Source organism: Mariprofundus ferrinatatus, from assembly GCF_002795825.1.
Taxonomy (GTDB): domain Bacteria; phylum Pseudomonadota; class Zetaproteobacteria; order Mariprofundales; family Mariprofundaceae; genus Mariprofundus; species Mariprofundus ferrinatatus.
The window spans coordinates 2,069,192-2,083,905 of record NZ_CP018800.1; the positions used below are offsets into that span (position 1 = coordinate 2,069,192).

Sequence of the window (14,714 nt, forward strand, 5' to 3'; positions counted from 1 at the left end):
GGACAGTTCATTTGCCTTCGCTGGAAACGGAAAAATAAATAAGTTTGGGGTAAAAATATGCGAGCTCTGATAGTTGATGATTCAAAAGCGATGAGAATGATTATCGGCCGAACCGTGAAAGCCCTGGGCTTTGAGATCATCGAGGCCTGTCATGGCCGGGAAGCATTGGAGCGCCTGCAGGACAGTGGCACCTTTGACGTTGCCCTGGTGGACTGGAACATGCCTGAAATGAACGGATATGAATTTATTTGCGCCGTTCGAGCCGATGCAGCCTATAACGACATGAAGATTGTAATGGTGACCACCGAGGCTGAAATGTCGCAGGTGATCAAGGCACTGGAAGCAGGGGCGAATGAGTACATCATGAAGCCATTCACCAAAGAGATGATCCAGGAAAAACTTCAACTTCTCGGTTTGAACTGAAGATGAGCGATATGATCAGAGTTCTTGTTGTCGATGACTCGGTGGTAATCCGGAAAATGGTCAGCGATGTGCTGGCCAGTGATCCGGCCATTGAGGTTATCGGTGTTGCCGCCAATGGCAGCATTGCCCTGGATAAAATTGACAAGCTCAAGCCTGATCTGATCACTCTGGATATTGAGATGCCGGTAATGGATGGGCTGGAGACCCTGAAAGAGCTTCGGAAACTCCACCCCAGACTGAAAGTCATTATGTTCAGCACACTGACTGAACGCGGCGCCAGAGCGAGCCTTGATGCCCTCTCCCTTGGCGCCAACGATTATGTAACCAAGCCGGCCAATGTCGGCAGCGTGGCTGCTGCACAGCAATGCCTTCGTGACGAACTGATACCGAAGATCAAAGGCTTCTTCCACCGTGGCCCGGCACTGCCTGCAAAGGCTCCTGTGCCCGCTCCGGCCAAGCAGCCTGTTGCCTCTCCAGTAGTCAGCCCTGCGGCCAGCGTCCGCCCTGGGCTACGGCAGAGGGTGGATATTGTAGCCATAGGCATCTCAACAGGCGGACCCAATGCGCTTATGGAGATGGTGCCAACGTTGCCGAAGAATTTTCCGGTACCCATCGTGATTGTTCAGCATATGCCGGAAATGTTTACCAAGCTGCTGGCTGACCGGCTTGACCAGAAGTCCGACATACAGGTCAGAGAGGCAGCCGCCGGAGACAAACTGGCGCCGGGTCTGGCACTGATTGCGCCGGGTGGTTTTCACATGACCCTGGTACGCAAAGGTGCGGTGGTGGAAACCGCCCTGAATCAGGACGCGCCGGAAAATTCCTGCCGCCCTGCTGTGGATGTTCTGTTCCGTTCCGTTTCCGATCTCTATGGCGCCAATGTATTGGCGGTAATCATGACCGGAATGGGGCAGGACGGCATGCTCGGCTGCCAGAAAATCAAGGCGGCAGGTGGCCAGGTTATTGCCCAGGACAAAGAGAGCTCCGTGGTCTGGGGAATGCCCGGCGCGGTTGCCGGCGCCGGCCTGTCGGAAGAGTTGATTCCCCTGAATCGGCTGGGAAGTGAAATTACCCGCAGAGTTCAGGCTGCACGTTTTGGGAGTAAATAATAGCCATGGTCAACGAACACGATTTCGCCTATATCCGCAAGTTGGTCTATGACAACTCTGCCATTGTGCTAGAAACGGGAAAGGAGTACCTGGTTGACTCCAGAATCAATCCGCTCGCCAAGGCGAAGGGATTTGCCTCCCTTTCTGAATTTGTCAAAAAACTTCAGCAAACCCCATATGGCCCGCTCCATTACGATGTCATTGAGGCCATGACAACCAATGAAACAAGCTTCTTTCGTGATGCCCATCCGTTTGAGGCGATGAAAACAACCGTTCTGCCTGAAATGGCAGAGAAACTGGCGCTTAAAAAGCGCCTGAACATCTGGTCCGCAGCCTGTTCCAGCGGCCAGGAGCCCTACTCCCTGGCCATGCTCGCCAACGAGTTTTTTAACTCACAGCCGAGCTGGAAAGTGAGCATCACGGCCAGCGACATCTCGGAAGAGATGTTGAGTTACACGAAAAAAGGGCACTACACACAGCTGGAAATCAACCGCGGCCTTCCGGTGACCATGATGGTCAAATATTTTGAGAATCATGGCTCAGTATGGAAGGCAAAAGACAACATCAGGAATATGCTTGATTTCCGCAAACTGAATCTGTCTGCGCCATGGCCGATGATGCCGAAGATGGACATTATATTTCTGCGCAATGTGCTGATTTATTTCGATCAGGAAACCAAAAGGGGCATTCTGAACAAGGTGCGCAATCAACTGCATCCCGATGGTTATCTGTTTCTTGGTTCGGCAGAGACCACGTTTAACCTGGATGACTCATTTGAGAGAAAATTAATTGGCCGTGCAGTTTGCTATCAGCTGCGCAAATAAAGGAGAGGGCTATGCATTTTAATGAAGAGGATGTAAACAGGATTGTCACCGATATCTGGACCACCATATTGGATCTGGAAATTGAACAGGTTCAGGATGTTGTTGCGCTTCCACCGGGACAGCGGTCCATGGTCGGCTGCATTCAGATTGCCGGTGAATGGCAGGGGGCGGTAACGCTGTTCTGCCCTGATTCTCTAGTTCGGAAATCTGCAGCCTCCATGTTTGGCATGAGTGAGGACGAGGTTTCGGAAGAGGAGATGCAGGATACCCTGGGTGAACTCACCAATATGACAGCCGGCAACATCAATACCCTGCTGCCTCAGGGGTGCACTATTTCATTGCCATCGGTAGCTGAGGGAATCGATTACAAAATCACGATTCCGGGTGGAAGAATAACCACCCAGCTCGGCTTTATGTGCGAAGGCGAGCCGATGATTGCGGCCATTATGGAACGGGTTTAACACTCCCGCCCGAGAAAATTGAAAACTCAAATAAAACAGAAGAAACGGAGAGAAATATGAAAATTCTGGTAGTAGATGACAGTAAAGCCATGCGTATGATTGTGTTGCGTACATTGCGCCAGGCTGGATTTGGAGATCACGAAACCAAAGAGGCAGCCGATGGCAAGGAAGGGCTCGACCTTGTTCATCAGTGGGCCCCGGATGTAATTATTTCAGACTGGAATATGCCGAACATGAACGGACTGGAGTTTCTGCAGGCGTTAAAGGGCGAAGGCTTCGCTGGCCTGTTCGGGTTTGTAACCACGGAGGGTTCACCAAAAATGCGTGATACCGCCATGGAGGAAGGTGCCAGTTTCCTGATCACCAAACCTTTCACAGCCCAGTCATTCCAGACTGAATTGGGTCCGACCCTGAATGGCTGACACTGGTAACAGACGCGACTTTTCCCGTGTCGAGACCCACATTGATGCCGAGGTCATTTGTGCGGATAAGGTTCTCAGTGGCCGGCTTGTCGATGTCAGCATGCGCGGAGTACGGATACTGTGCGATGAAACGTTGCCGCAGCAGAGCAAATGCGAAGTAAAATGTTTTCTTGGCGAATCCAGGGAGAGTCCGCTCTGCATCAAAGCCAACGGGAAGGTGATTCGCTCTACTGAGGATGGCATCAGTATTGAGATCTCTGAAATTGATCTGGACAGCTTTGGACATCTGCGCAATCTGGTGCTCATGAATGCCAGAGATGGCTCACAGGTCGAAGATGAACTCAAATCCCATTTGGGGCTGAAAAAGCCTTCGTCCACATAATTGCCCTGAGCAACCATCTAAACGAACCAAAGCAGGCCGGCTGAAGAGCCAATCTCCCCTTCTCAGCCGGCCTGCTTTACCTCTGCAAGCTTTCCCCTCTCTCACCCCGATCTTCCCGCCTGTCCACGCTTGTGCAGCACAGATGAAGTAATGGCATTAAATTTGCTCAACCTGTTCTTATCTCAGTAAGAACAAGGTTGAAGCATGGAAGATGTCACTGATAACCCGTTAAAGAAGAAGATATGCAGATTGCTGCAGGATGGCATGGTTGAAGAGGTCAATACCCTACTGGCAGGCAGGGATGTTTTTTCTCTGGCCGGCGCAAACCTTCGTTCCGCGAATTTGCAGGGGCTTCATGCCAATGGCATAGACTTCTCAAATGCCTATTTTCGCTCTGCTAACCTGAAAGGCCTGGATATGCGCAGCTGCACCCTAGAAGGAGCCAGCCTGCATGGTGCAAAAATAGCAGGCACATATTTCCCGGAAGAGCTGATGCCGGATGAGATTCTGCTGTCGGTATCGCACGGAACTCGCCTGCGCTACAGGTGATCTGGCAGCGCAACTCCCGAAACAGCCACTTACTAAACAGTTAATGGCGCTGAAAATTTAAACATGCCTGTCAGGCCCGTGCGTTCATTGGTCTGCATAATGCCGGAACAACAAGATTGGAGGATTCATGACAGATAACGGAAAAGATGATGGTCACGCCTTCGATGGGGATGCACTGAAACAGGCCCTGAGTGAGCCTCTCTATGAAAAATCCAAAGCAACCGAAGAGATCCTTGAGCACCTTAAAAGGCATGAAGAATTCAACACTCAGGATCCGGATACGGACATGGAGCCGAGAGATATGGCCGATGATGCTGCCATGGAAAGCACGACTGCCGATGATACGCCCATAATCCCGAACAAAGAGGATGTAATGAACTTCTCAACTGCTGCCAAAACGACATCTTCCAGCCCTCTTGAAAACAGAGGCAATATCGGGATTTCGAGGGTTGTCATGGCTGTCATCATCCTGGCAGCTACCGGCTTCACCGCATCGATCTGGATGACAAATCAGAAAATTGATGATTTAAAGAGCCGGGTCGGGCAGATGGAGGCCCGCATGAACAACAGCCTTGCTATCGACCCGAATCAGGCGGCAAATGGCCTGCCGGATCAGGAGAGTGAGGACATACTCATGCAACTGGCATCGCAAATCATGGAAAACAGAGAGGCGATCAATGCTCTGAAACAGCCTGTGAGTGAAGAACCTGCACAGAACAGCATAGATTCAGAAAAAACGACAGCTGTTTCCGCAATCAGCACAGACAAGACACCCCCCCAACAGGAAGTCGTGAGCACTGCAAATGCTGAAACTGCGGACGCGCCTGCAGAGAAGACCACAAAACCTGAGAGCAAAACCCCTGTGGCAAAGAGTTCCCCTTCTACATCTAAATCGGCCAGTAGAGCGGCAGGCAACAGCAAGCAGGGCTGGGGGGTCGTTATCACCTCATTAAAGAATGAGGCCATGGCTGACAAAGAGCTGGCAGTATTACTAGAGCGTGGCCTTCAGGCTGAGAAACATACTGTGAAGGTGCGTGGCGAAACCTTCCATCAACTGCGCGTTGGCTGGTTTGAGCAGAAAGAAGATGCCGCGGCGCACCTGAATAGTGTCGTCCATGGTCTTGGCTACAAGGATGCCTGGATCACACCCACACAGCAGCCACGCACTGCCATCAAACAGGTTCAGTAATCAACCGGTGGAATTAACCATGTCACTTTGGCCTGATTATTGCGTAAGGAAGCGTATGAACAGATCCCCACTCTGGCTATCCGAAGATGCGCTGCAGCTGCTTCTGATAAATCGATTCCAGCACGCATAAAGGAGTTGTAATGAAAATTCACGGTACTAATCCCGGAAGAGTCAACGCCGCCAAGGTGAAGAAGTCAGATCTGAAAGGCAGCAGGTTTCAGGATGTCTTGCATACCACAATCGATGGAATCCACCCTGAGACTGGCGGCAGCCATCCCGATGAACAGACAAAAGACAGCAGTAACACGCTACACCTGATTGAAGATGCAGCCCTTATCCTGGATCAAGCCCTGGAACAGATCCAGAGCAGCGGGCAGCCATCTGAAGAAATTGCCAACTCCCTCAACCTTCTGCGCGATCGCCTGAAGCAGGGGCTGCCAGACTCTGACAGCCTGAGGGATGCTGATGCCATTATTGCTGTTGAAACCAGCAGACTGCAGTCCTGGAAACTCTAATACACTCCCCTCTTTCCTTTCTGCGCTATTAATAAGCCAACACTTCCAACCCCACGCCAGACCACGCCAAGAGATACCCCCCTCTTTTCCAGATTCCGTTCACCCACGTTTAAATAGAACCCTGCAGGCAAAAGTGCCCAGGGAGTGATTGCGTATGTACGCCTCATGGTACGAACAACATCAGAGGCAATATATTCACCCCGCTTGAGGAAAAAGTTGCCGTACAGAGGCATTTATTGCCTGATCAGATCGCCCCGCATACATGTAAGTTGTTGTTTTATATGATAAAATAATATGGCACACCGCATGCTCTTAAGATGGCATGGATCAGAAAATCACAGCACCCGTCTCTTCGCAAACAGCTTCAACAGCACTGCAGCCTGCCAGTGGTCTGGCCAAATCTGGCGGCAAAGGTGTTTTTGCCAAACTGATTGCACTCATTGAAAGCAAATCCAATGCGGACCATGACGCCGGCACAGAAAAGCTGTTCAAGCCAGCGGCTAACACCAAGGAGATCACCGCTGATGCATCAGTATCCGACAGCTCCGGTGTTCATTCGGCAGCTGCAGGAAAAGCGGTAGCAAAAAAGAACACCCCTGAGCAGAAAGAGTCTTCAGATCTTATTACAGCAGAAGCCGGTATTGAAATCCGAAACAGCAACAACGCTGAAACCAGGCTGATTGCTTCCAATCGCAACCTCGGGAGTGAAGTGGCCGAAGAAAAAGTTTCCGCCACACTCAAGATAGGTGACAAGCAGGCAGAAAAGATCGCCGACAAAACAGATACAACAGCGTGGTCAGCGGCCACTGGCACCACCGAAGCAAAAGCTTCCGCTCCAGCCAAGGCGGATATCAATCTGTCTGCGAAGGGCGGTGCCAAGGGTGATGCAGCAGAAGGCTCTGCAACCCGCCCTGCAGATATGGCAAAGGCTGCCGCGTCAGCGAAGGCGAACATGGAGCAGTCTGCAGCGAACAGCGCCAAGGTTGACGCAGCAGAAGGCTCTGCAACCCGCCCTGCAGATATGGCAAAGGCTGCCGCGTCAGCGAAGGCGAACATGGAGCAGTCTGCAGCGAACAGCGCCAAGGTTGACGCAGCGGATGCGTCTGCATCCCGCACTGCAGATGCGGCAAAGGCTGCCGCGTCAGCGAAGGCAAACATGGAGCAGTCTGCAGCGAACGGCGCCATGGGTGACGCAGCGGATGTGTCTGCAACCCGCACTGCAGATATGGCAAAGACTGCCGCGTCAGCGAAGGCAAACATGGAGCAGTCTGCAGCGAACAGCGCCAAGGTTGACGCAGCGGATGTGTCTGCAACCCGCACTGCAGATATGGCAAAGGCGGCCGCGTCAGCGAAGGCGAACATGGAGCAGCCTGCAAAGATTGCAGTTCATTCAGAAACGGCAGCCACCCCTGCGACACATGGCGATGATACGGATGAGGTTGCAGCCAGCAGCAAGGTGGAAGCAGCCCGGCCTGCCAGGAGCAGGACCAGGGGTGAAAGCGTGCATGTCGCAGCGACCCATGTCGAAGAGAGGCAAGCCGCCGCCACACCCGGAAGGAAGTCGAACCCGAGCGCTGCAACAAAAGCAGAGAAGCCTGCAAATGAGCCGCTCGTTGCGAGCACCAGGGCAGCGATGCAGCAGATGAGCAACAGCATGCAGCCAGAAAAGGGCATGCCCGCTCAAACAGAAGCGATCGCTATGGCAAACCTGCCTGAGCAACAGCGCGCCTCTACAAACAGCTTTGTGAAGATTCGTAAAATCAACCTGGAACATGCGTCCAGAGCCAAAACATCGCCATCGCAGGCCAATGCCAGCCAGATCAGGCAGCCAGCCGTAGCGCCATCCGAATCCTTCACCACCAGCATGAAAGAAATTGTGGTTCAGGGTGAAGGCTTTTCCAGACCAGCCCATCACGCAATTGACACCGGCAACAGCCAGATGTTTCAGATTGGCGGCCAGGAAGCGACATCGTCATTGACGCGCTCTTTTTATCAGCCAAATCAACAGCTCATGGGCTCCACCCCTGTAACAGTTGCAGCAGCCATGCAGCAAGTTGGCCAAGCGGCAGGTCAGGGGAAATTCCAACTGGAACTGACACTGACTCCGGAGCACCTTGGCAAGGTACAGGTGTTCCTGGACAGCGATGTAAACAAGCAGATTCAGGTTCACTTTGTGGTTGAGCAATCCACATCCAGACAGTCCATAGAGCAGCACCTGCCCGCATTGCGTCAGGCTTTGGCCGATCAGGGACTCAATATGGACAGCTTTTCGATGGAGTCTTCCGAACAGCATCAAGATAACCGGCAAGCCGGACATAGACGAAACCCGGACCACGGAACCATGACAGCCGGGCAGCCCGGAAGTAATGAAAACCGTCCTGAAGCAGCAGCAAATGGCCGCTTAAGTATTCGAATTTAGAGATAGAACAGGAGAGAATGATGCAGGTAAGTGCCGCACAAAACAGTCAAGTAACAGCCGCAGGAAGTTCGTCACGCAATGACCTGGGACAAAAGGACATATTCCTCAAGATTCTCGTTGCACAGATGCAGAATCAGGATCCCCTGAAGCCTCAGGATGCTGCGCAACAGTCAACTCAACTGGCACAGTTCAATATGGTTGAGCAGCAGATCAGCACGAACAAATTACTGGAATCGATGCTGGCCAATTCACAGTCTGGCAACTCGGAAATGGCTACCGCCTCTTCCTATCTGGGACATAAGGTCTTAGCTGACTCAAGCGCATTTACATTTGATGGCAGCACACCTGTGCAGTTCTCGGCTGACCTGCAGAGCGGTGCCGCAGCAGCCGATGTCCAGATTGTCGACAGTGTCGGCAGAACTGTGCGCACCATGCACAGCAGCGCCCTGCCTGCAGGAATCAACAACCTTACATGGGATGGCAAGACCGACGCGGGCTCTACCGCCAGACCCGACAACTACATTGTTAAAATCGCAGCTACGGATAGCACAGGCCAGCCCGTTCCTGCCAACACCAGCATTAGGGGACAGGTTACAGCCGTCCGCCTCACACCTGAGGGTGTAAATATTATGGTCGGTGATACACCGGTCAGCATGGCCAGCATCAGAGAAATCCAATAACCAGACAATATATAATCAATTACTAAAGGAGAAATAACATGGGTATTTATAACGCACTATTCACTGGAGCAAGCGGACTTACAGCATTTGGAGAAGGCGTCCGCGTAATCGGCGATAATATTGCCAACGTCAACACACTTGGTTTCAAATCACAGAATGTGAACTTTGCCGATGTACTGGGGCAGACGGTTAACGTCTCCCGTTCCAATATCGCCAACCAGGTTGGCAACGGCGTGCGCATCGGCGCTATCACGCGGGATCAGGCACAGGGAAGTGTTCAGAGTACTACCAGTGCCACAGATATGGCCATTAATGGCTCGGGCATGTTCGTGCTGAAGGATCCTGCCAGCGGCCAGACACAGTACTCCCGTGCCGGAGCATTCATTATCGATTCCGACATGAACCTGATTAACGGCCAGGGCTTCCGGGTACAGGGCTGGGCTCTGGATGCAGCGGGCAACCCTCAGGGTAACGTAACAAACATTACCGCAGCCAACGTCTCTGCCAATGCAAGTCCAACAACGAAGGTGGATGTGGGCGTCAATCTCGATGCCACTGCTGGCTCCATCGCCCCGGCGGCATTCGACCCCACCAATCCGGGCACATATAACTCTAAAGCAGATGTAGCCGTGTATGATTCACTGGGCAGCCTTCACAACCTGAGCCTCTACTTTGTTAAAACAGGTGTGGAAGCGGTGACAGGCAATGCTGTCTGGGATTGGCATGTCACTGTAGATGGCGGAGATGTGACGGGTGGCACCGCCGGAGTCCCGTTCGAGCTTGGTGGTGGTGCCGGTTCAATCTCCACCATTACTGCCGGGCCACCAGCAACTTCTGCTCCTGGCACGCAGTCGCTGGTATTTGACCCTGCAAATGGTGCAATGGTCAACGAATTTGCCCCTGCCATTACCGCTGCATGGAAATCTGCTGCAGCTGGCAATATCGCACTCAACTTTGGTTCCGCGACAACCGTAGATGCCTCCGGATTCACCGGCACGGGCCTTGACGGCGCACTGCAGCTGGCTGGCCAAAGTGCTACCCGCTTCATGAATGCCGATGGTTATGCCGCTGGTTTCCTTGATCATATGGAGACTGATAGCACCGGCCGAATCAATGGTATCTTCACCAATGGCGAGCGCCGCCCTCTGTTCCAGGTGGCCCTGGCTAAATTCCCCAATGAGGCGGTACTCAGCAAACTGGGCAACAACATGATGGGAGCAACCATTGCCTCCGGAAAACCTGTGCTGGAAAAACCCGGTAATGGCGGCATGGGCAGCATTTCACCTTTCGCGCTTGAGCAGTCAAATGTCGACCTTGGCAACGAGTTTGTAAAACTCATCGTCATCCAGCGTGGCTATGAAGCAAACTCTAAAACCATCCTTACCACAGACCAGATGCTCAGCTCATTGATGACACTGAAACGGTAATTAATGCCATAGCGGAGTGAGGCTAAAGCCTCACTCCGCTATGCATATTTTATATGTGCACGCTTCTTGCTAGGGATGTAACATACGTAGTAGCCGGATAATCTCTTCCCAGTAAGGAGCAGAAATGGATATCGCAACTATTATAGGCCTGGTCACTGCAATTGGCCTAGTTATTACAGCTATCCAGATGGGTGGTTCACTTGCATCGTTTGTCGATGTTGTGTCAATGCTGATCGTAGTTGGAGGTACCATAGGGGCCACACTGATCAACTACCCGCTAAAAGAGGTGATTGGAGCCGTTGCCGTCGGCCTGAAAACATTCATATCAAAAGTACATGATCCGAAGTCAACTATTGCTCAACTCATCGAGCTTTCCCAGGTCGTTCGCAAGGACGGGATTCTTGGCATGGAAGGGCAAGTTGACCAACTCGACAACGAGTTCATGAAAAAAGCCGTACAGATGACCATAGACGGGCAGGAGCCCCATGTGATTGATGACATCCTGTATGGTGAAACGGAAAAAATCTCTGACCGCCATGCTCTGGGCGCAGAAATATTTATGGCACTGGCCGGTTTTGCCCCGGCCTTCGGCATGATAGGCACACTGGTGGGGCTGGTTCTCATGCTGCAGAACATGGATGATCCATCAACCATTGGACCGTCCATGTCCGTGGCGCTGCTGACCACATTTTATGGCGCCCTGATGGCCAATATTCTTTTCCTCCCGATGGCTGGAAAACTGAAAACCCTGAGTAAAAAAGAGGTGCTGGTAAATGAGATTATCATGGCCGGCATCCAGTCGCTGGCTGCCGGAGAGAATCCGCGCATCATGGAACGACGCCTGATGGGCTTCTTATCTCCAAAAGATCGCACCTCCAGTTTCGACTAATAGACCATGGCCCGCAAAAGCAAAAAAGAGAGTGAGGATCCGAAGAGCAATTTCGATATGCTCTTTCTGCAATTGATGATGATTATGATGGCCTTCTTCATCCTGCTCTCGGCTCTGTCGGTCATTATTGATGAGAAGAGGCTGAAAGCCCTGAACTCTATTGCAGGGGCCTTTAATCTCATGCCGGCTGGTGCCAACCTGAGCCAGAAACATGATGCCTCCATGCCAAGCAGGGAGCTGGGTGCCAATAATACCGCCACCAAAAGAACCGCCAAAAAACTGACGAATGTCGCCAAACTGTTGGGGGCTGGTGACGCTGTTCACGTTCTTCCTCTTGATAAGAGCACTGTCAGGGTTCGCATGCAGGAGCAGATTCTTTTCAAACCGGGGCAAATCAGACTGACCGAAAGCAGCCGCACGTTTATCGCTGCGATGGCGAAGGTACTCATACAGCCAGAAATACAGGACATCACGATTGAGGGACACACGGACAAGACACCGTTAAGGGGCAAAGGCGCCATGGGCAACTGGGAGCTCTCTGCAGCCAGAGCGATGCAGGTCTTCCATGAACTGGCGAACTACAATCTCTCCAAGAGCAAGTTGTTTGTTGCAGGAATGGGGGACGCCAGACCGCTGCCTCACTCCGAAACAGACGGCAATGAAGCCCTTAACCGGCGTGTAGAGCTGATCATTCGCTTCCGCCCCACCACCACCCAGGAATCGCGGCCAGTCGCGCTTGAGAGCAGCTCACCTGCGGCAGAAGTTCCACCCGGGGAGCATTGACCAGATGGCGCGCAAAAGGGAAAAGAAGAAGCCAGAGAAGGTTGATACCGAAGGCTGGGTAATGACCTTTGGGGACCTGATCAGCCTCATGCTCACCTTCTTTGTTCTCATCGTATCCATGTCCACCATGGATGATTTAACACTTAAAGAGATCAGCGATCAGGCGGCTGTTGGCGCATCCGTATTCGATCAGGGAAGCAGTACCGATCTGGACATCGTTCCAGCGGTCGACATAGACAAGAAAGTAAGCATGCAGGAGATGATGCTGGCAGCCCGCCAGAAGGCGAACCGGATGCTCTCCAACAGCGTATGGAAGAGCAAGGTTAGTGCACGCATAGTCAAGGACAAGTTCATGTTCAGTCTGCCCAGTTCAGTCCTGTTCAGCGAAGGCGGCGCCAGCCTGAAAGAAGAGGATATTGTCATGCTGCGACGACTTGCACGGCTGCTTGCCTCCACCCCGGGACATATTCGCGTTGAGGGGCACACCAGTTCTGACGCCATCCCTTCCGGAAGCATTTATCCGGATGCATGGAGCCTCTCTCTGGCGCGGGCGGCATCAGTCTTGCATGTGCTTGAAGCAGAAGGTGTTAGCCACACCAGACTGTCACTTGTTGGATATGGCCCATCGAAGCCGGTTTCCGTACTTAACAGTGTGTTCAGTCGAGCTAAAAACCGGCGTGTCGACATTGTACTTTACGAACCGCCGGCCAAGAAGCACCAAAAAAACCGGAAGAGTGATTGGTAATGACACGATCAGAAGCTGACAAGGAGACTGCACATGGCGGATAAAGAAATGGAGAAAGATGACAGCCAGCCCCAGAAAGAGAAGAAAAAGTCATCTATCTCGCTTGTTCAGATCATCATCATCGTCCTTTTGCTTGCTGTACTGGGGGTCGGCGGCTTCATTGCCTGGAAACTGGTGAATCTGGAGATTCCCGTTGCCCAGAATGCGCAACAGCCCGCTGAAGAAGAGGCGCCAAATACAGGACCCGGCATCATGGTCGAGATGGACAATATTACAGTCAATATCTATGGCGATGATCAGGACCGCTTCCTGCGCGGAAAAATCATACTGGAAGTGGCAGATGAGGAAGCCAGGATGAAGATTGAGCAATACAAGGTCAGGATCAGAGATACTGTTCTCGGTACACTCTCCAGCAAGAGATATGAAGATCTCCGCAGTGAGCGTGGGCAGGGGGTATATGAACTCAAGGAAGAACTGGCATATCGCATCAACTTGATTGTGGGCGAGGAAGCAGTAAAACACATCTACTTCAATGATTTGATTGCCCAATGAACGAGCCGGTTCTTAACAAAAGCGAGATTCAGGCACTTCTGGGTGCTATCGGACCAGATGAGGAGGCGAGTGCGCTTATAGCCAGCTTCCCTGAGATGCCTCAGCCCGAGAACGTTGACAGCTTTGAGTTCCGCGAAGAAGAGAAGAGCGGACTCAATGACTACCCCAGGTTTTCCCAGATGCATGACAGGTTCACTGAGGCACTGCTGGCAAGCTGGAGAATGAATTTCACCAACGCCATTGCGGTCTTTTTCAAGGAGACTACCGAGAGCAGTTATTTTGAAGTGCTGGACAGTGATGAGCCCCGTGTCTATTTCACCATGGAGTCTCCCGGAGCTGGCAGCATGCTTGTCGTGCTTGATAAGGCCCTGGTTGTCTCCTATATCGATGCCCTGCTCTCCGGAAGCGGAGAAGTGATTCCGGATGAAGAGACCGCGTTGACGCCGCTGGAGCTTAAACTGGCTGGAAGAATCGCCTCCACAACAGCCTCCATGCTGGCGGATCTGTGGAGCCCTATCATTAAACTGGATTTCGAGCTTAAACAGATCGACCTGGACCCAATGAATCTGCTCATGACCGCCGAAGATGAGTTATGCTTTACGGTCACCAATGTAATCGTACTTGGCGAAGCAGTGCGCGGCGAGATATCTCTCTGCTATCCATTCTCATTTCTTGAGCCCATGCTGATCACCATGCGTTCTCAGGCACGCGAACAAACGGCCAGTATTGACGAAGAGTGGATCAGCCAATTGAAAAGCAGCATTCTCAGTTCACCGATTGAATTAAGGCTTGAACTTGGGCGCTGTACGATTCGGATACAGGACTTTTTGAATTATAAAACCGGTGATTTTCTCCCCTTAAAAATTCCGGAGCGAGAGCCCGCCAAGCTGTGGATTGATAAATATCCATCGTTCCTCGCCAACCCCGGACAGCAGGATGGGATGCTTGCCGCCGAAGTGTTAAACACGATTAAACTTGAACCGGAGAAAGATTATGACTGACAAAGCTAAAGAGGTTGAACAGCAGAGCAGTGAAAACCAGATTGCAGCTAAAGAGCACAGCCCATCCAACCTGGAATCACTCATGCACATTCCACTGGAGGTAAGCGTAGAACTGGGCCGGGTCAAGCTGCCGCTGCATTCGGTTGTACGCATAGCCCGAGGCACAGTCCTCCAGATGGGTAAGGAGGCCGACTCACAGGTGGATATCATGGCCAACGGAAGCATTTTTGCGCGTGGCGAGGTCGTCAAGGCAAACGGTAAACTCGGGGTACGCATTACCAATATCGTCACGCCAGAAGAGCGTGTTCGCGCACTCTCATGACTTTCGGACAGCAATTTAGCTG

18 protein-coding genes are annotated in these 14,714 nt (G+C 52.1%); all 18 read left to right on the forward strand.

What is annotated here, in order from left to right; all coding sequences use genetic code 11:
- Positions 1-57 precede the first annotated feature (57 nt).
- The 18 genes from Ga0123462_RS10130 to Ga0123462_RS10215 all read left to right on the forward strand — a co-directional run bounded on the left by Ga0123462_RS10130 (position 58) and on the right by Ga0123462_RS10215 (position 14,692).
- A complete protein-coding gene (locus Ga0123462_RS10130; RefSeq protein ID WP_100266183.1) occupies positions 58-423 on the forward strand; it encodes a response regulator in 366 nt (121 codons plus the stop codon).
- A gap of 11 nt (positions 424-434) precedes the next feature.
- Positions 435-1,532: a protein-glutamate methylesterase/protein-glutamine glutaminase gene (locus Ga0123462_RS10135; protein ID WP_198507339.1), complete on the forward strand. Its 1,098-nt coding sequence runs from the start codon at positions 435-437 to the stop codon at positions 1,530-1,532.
- A 5-nt stretch (positions 1,533-1,537) separates the two neighbouring features.
- Positions 1,538-2,356, forward strand: coding sequence for a CheR family methyltransferase (locus tag Ga0123462_RS10140; protein WP_100266185.1), 819 nt, complete (start codon positions 1,538-1,540; stop codon positions 2,354-2,356).
- Positions 2,357-2,367: 11 nt separating this feature from the next.
- Complete coding sequence (locus Ga0123462_RS10145) at positions 2,368-2,817, forward strand: chemotaxis protein CheX (protein ID WP_100266186.1); 450 nt, start codon at positions 2,368-2,370, stop codon at positions 2,815-2,817.
- A gap of 56 nt (positions 2,818-2,873) precedes the next feature.
- Entirely contained in the window at positions 2,874-3,239 is a 366-nt protein-coding gene (locus Ga0123462_RS10150; protein WP_100266187.1) for a response regulator, read from the forward strand.
- The gene (locus Ga0123462_RS10155; protein ID WP_100266188.1) at positions 3,232-3,621 is read left to right on the forward strand and encodes a PilZ domain-containing protein; all 390 of its coding nucleotides are present in this window, start codon (positions 3,232-3,234) and stop codon (positions 3,619-3,621) included. Before Ga0123462_RS10150 ends, Ga0123462_RS10155 begins: the two co-directional genes overlap by 8 nt.
- A 204-nt stretch (positions 3,622-3,825) precedes the next feature.
- The gene (locus Ga0123462_RS10160; protein ID WP_100266189.1) at positions 3,826-4,170 is read left to right on the forward strand and encodes a pentapeptide repeat-containing protein; all 345 of its coding nucleotides are present in this window, start codon (positions 3,826-3,828) and stop codon (positions 4,168-4,170) included.
- A gap of 127 nt (positions 4,171-4,297) precedes the next feature.
- Positions 4,298-5,359: an SPOR domain-containing protein gene (locus Ga0123462_RS10165; protein WP_100266190.1), complete on the forward strand. Its 1,062-nt coding sequence runs from the start codon at positions 4,298-4,300 to the stop codon at positions 5,357-5,359.
- 140 nt (positions 5,360-5,499) lie between these two features.
- Complete coding sequence (locus Ga0123462_RS10170) at positions 5,500-5,874, forward strand: hypothetical protein (RefSeq protein ID WP_100266191.1); 375 nt, start codon at positions 5,500-5,502, stop codon at positions 5,872-5,874.
- A 322-nt stretch (positions 5,875-6,196) separates the two neighbouring features.
- Complete coding sequence (locus Ga0123462_RS10175; protein WP_100266192.1) at positions 6,197-8,293, forward strand: flagellar hook-length control protein FliK; 2,097 nt, start codon at positions 6,197-6,199, stop codon at positions 8,291-8,293.
- Positions 8,294-8,313: 20 nt separating this feature from the next.
- On the forward strand, positions 8,314-8,973 hold the full coding sequence (locus tag Ga0123462_RS10180; protein WP_232726444.1) for a flagellar hook assembly protein FlgD: 660 nt from the start codon (positions 8,314-8,316) through the stop codon (positions 8,971-8,973).
- A 38-nt stretch (positions 8,974-9,011) separates the two neighbouring features.
- Positions 9,012-10,400 (forward strand): flagellar hook protein FlgE, encoded by a 1,389-nt coding sequence (locus Ga0123462_RS10185; RefSeq protein ID WP_100266194.1) that lies wholly within the window; start codon positions 9,012-9,014, stop codon positions 10,398-10,400.
- Positions 10,401-10,524: 124 nt separating this feature from the next.
- The gene (locus Ga0123462_RS10190) at positions 10,525-11,289 is read left to right on the forward strand and encodes a motility protein A (RefSeq protein ID WP_100266195.1); all 765 of its coding nucleotides are present in this window, start codon (positions 10,525-10,527) and stop codon (positions 11,287-11,289) included.
- A gap of 6 nt (positions 11,290-11,295) precedes the next feature.
- On the forward strand, positions 11,296-12,072 hold the full coding sequence (locus tag Ga0123462_RS10195; protein ID WP_100266196.1) for an OmpA family protein: 777 nt from the start codon (positions 11,296-11,298) through the stop codon (positions 12,070-12,072).
- A 4-nt stretch (positions 12,073-12,076) separates the two neighbouring features.
- A complete protein-coding gene (locus Ga0123462_RS10200) occupies positions 12,077-12,817 on the forward strand; it encodes an OmpA/MotB family protein (RefSeq protein ID WP_100266197.1) in 741 nt (246 codons plus the stop codon).
- 33 nt (positions 12,818-12,850) lie between these two features.
- Positions 12,851-13,369 (forward strand): flagellar basal body-associated FliL family protein, encoded by a 519-nt coding sequence (locus tag Ga0123462_RS10205; RefSeq protein ID WP_100266198.1) that lies wholly within the window; start codon positions 12,851-12,853, stop codon positions 13,367-13,369.
- Complete coding sequence (locus tag Ga0123462_RS10210) at positions 13,366-14,370, forward strand: flagellar motor switch protein FliM (RefSeq protein WP_100266199.1); 1,005 nt, start codon at positions 13,366-13,368, stop codon at positions 14,368-14,370. The genes Ga0123462_RS10205 and Ga0123462_RS10210 overlap by 4 nt, the downstream gene beginning before the upstream one ends.
- Entirely contained in the window at positions 14,363-14,692 is a 330-nt protein-coding gene (locus Ga0123462_RS10215) for a FliM/FliN family flagellar motor switch protein (protein WP_100266200.1), read from the forward strand. The genes Ga0123462_RS10210 and Ga0123462_RS10215 overlap by 8 nt, the downstream gene beginning before the upstream one ends.
- The last annotated feature ends 22 nt before the right edge of the window (positions 14,693-14,714 follow it).

Bases quoted from the DNA above. Each gene is read 5' to 3' on its own strand.
- Ga0123462_RS10130 (WP_100266183.1), top strand. From the start codon at position 58: ATGCGAGCTCTGATAGTTGATGATTCAAAAGCGATGAGAATGATTATC.
- Ga0123462_RS10135 (WP_198507339.1), top strand. From the start codon at position 435: ATGATCAGAGTTCTTGTTGTCGATGACTCGGTGGTAATCCGGAAAATG.
- Ga0123462_RS10140 (WP_100266185.1), top strand. From the start codon at position 1,538: ATGGTCAACGAACACGATTTCGCCTATATCCGCAAGTTGGTCTATGAC.
- Ga0123462_RS10145 (WP_100266186.1), top strand. From the start codon at position 2,368: ATGCATTTTAATGAAGAGGATGTAAACAGGATTGTCACCGATATCTGG.
- Ga0123462_RS10150 (WP_100266187.1), top strand. From the start codon at position 2,874: ATGAAAATTCTGGTAGTAGATGACAGTAAAGCCATGCGTATGATTGTG.
- Ga0123462_RS10155 (WP_100266188.1), top strand. From the start codon at position 3,232: ATGGCTGACACTGGTAACAGACGCGACTTTTCCCGTGTCGAGACCCAC.
- Ga0123462_RS10160 (WP_100266189.1), top strand. From the start codon at position 3,826: ATGGAAGATGTCACTGATAACCCGTTAAAGAAGAAGATATGCAGATTG.
- Ga0123462_RS10165 (WP_100266190.1), top strand. From the start codon at position 4,298: ATGACAGATAACGGAAAAGATGATGGTCACGCCTTCGATGGGGATGCA.
- Ga0123462_RS10170 (WP_100266191.1), top strand. From the start codon at position 5,500: ATGAAAATTCACGGTACTAATCCCGGAAGAGTCAACGCCGCCAAGGTG.
- Ga0123462_RS10175 (WP_100266192.1), top strand. From the start codon at position 6,197: ATGGATCAGAAAATCACAGCACCCGTCTCTTCGCAAACAGCTTCAACA.
- Ga0123462_RS10180 (WP_232726444.1), top strand. From the start codon at position 8,314: ATGCAGGTAAGTGCCGCACAAAACAGTCAAGTAACAGCCGCAGGAAGT.
- Ga0123462_RS10185 (WP_100266194.1), top strand. From the start codon at position 9,012: ATGGGTATTTATAACGCACTATTCACTGGAGCAAGCGGACTTACAGCA.
- Ga0123462_RS10190 (WP_100266195.1), top strand. From the start codon at position 10,525: ATGGATATCGCAACTATTATAGGCCTGGTCACTGCAATTGGCCTAGTT.
- Ga0123462_RS10195 (WP_100266196.1), top strand. From the start codon at position 11,296: ATGGCCCGCAAAAGCAAAAAAGAGAGTGAGGATCCGAAGAGCAATTTC.
- Ga0123462_RS10200 (WP_100266197.1), top strand. From the start codon at position 12,077: ATGGCGCGCAAAAGGGAAAAGAAGAAGCCAGAGAAGGTTGATACCGAA.
- Ga0123462_RS10205 (WP_100266198.1), top strand. From the start codon at position 12,851: ATGGCGGATAAAGAAATGGAGAAAGATGACAGCCAGCCCCAGAAAGAG.
- Ga0123462_RS10210 (WP_100266199.1), top strand. From the start codon at position 13,366: ATGAACGAGCCGGTTCTTAACAAAAGCGAGATTCAGGCACTTCTGGGT.
- Ga0123462_RS10215 (WP_100266200.1), top strand. From the start codon at position 14,363: ATGACTGACAAAGCTAAAGAGGTTGAACAGCAGAGCAGTGAAAACCAG.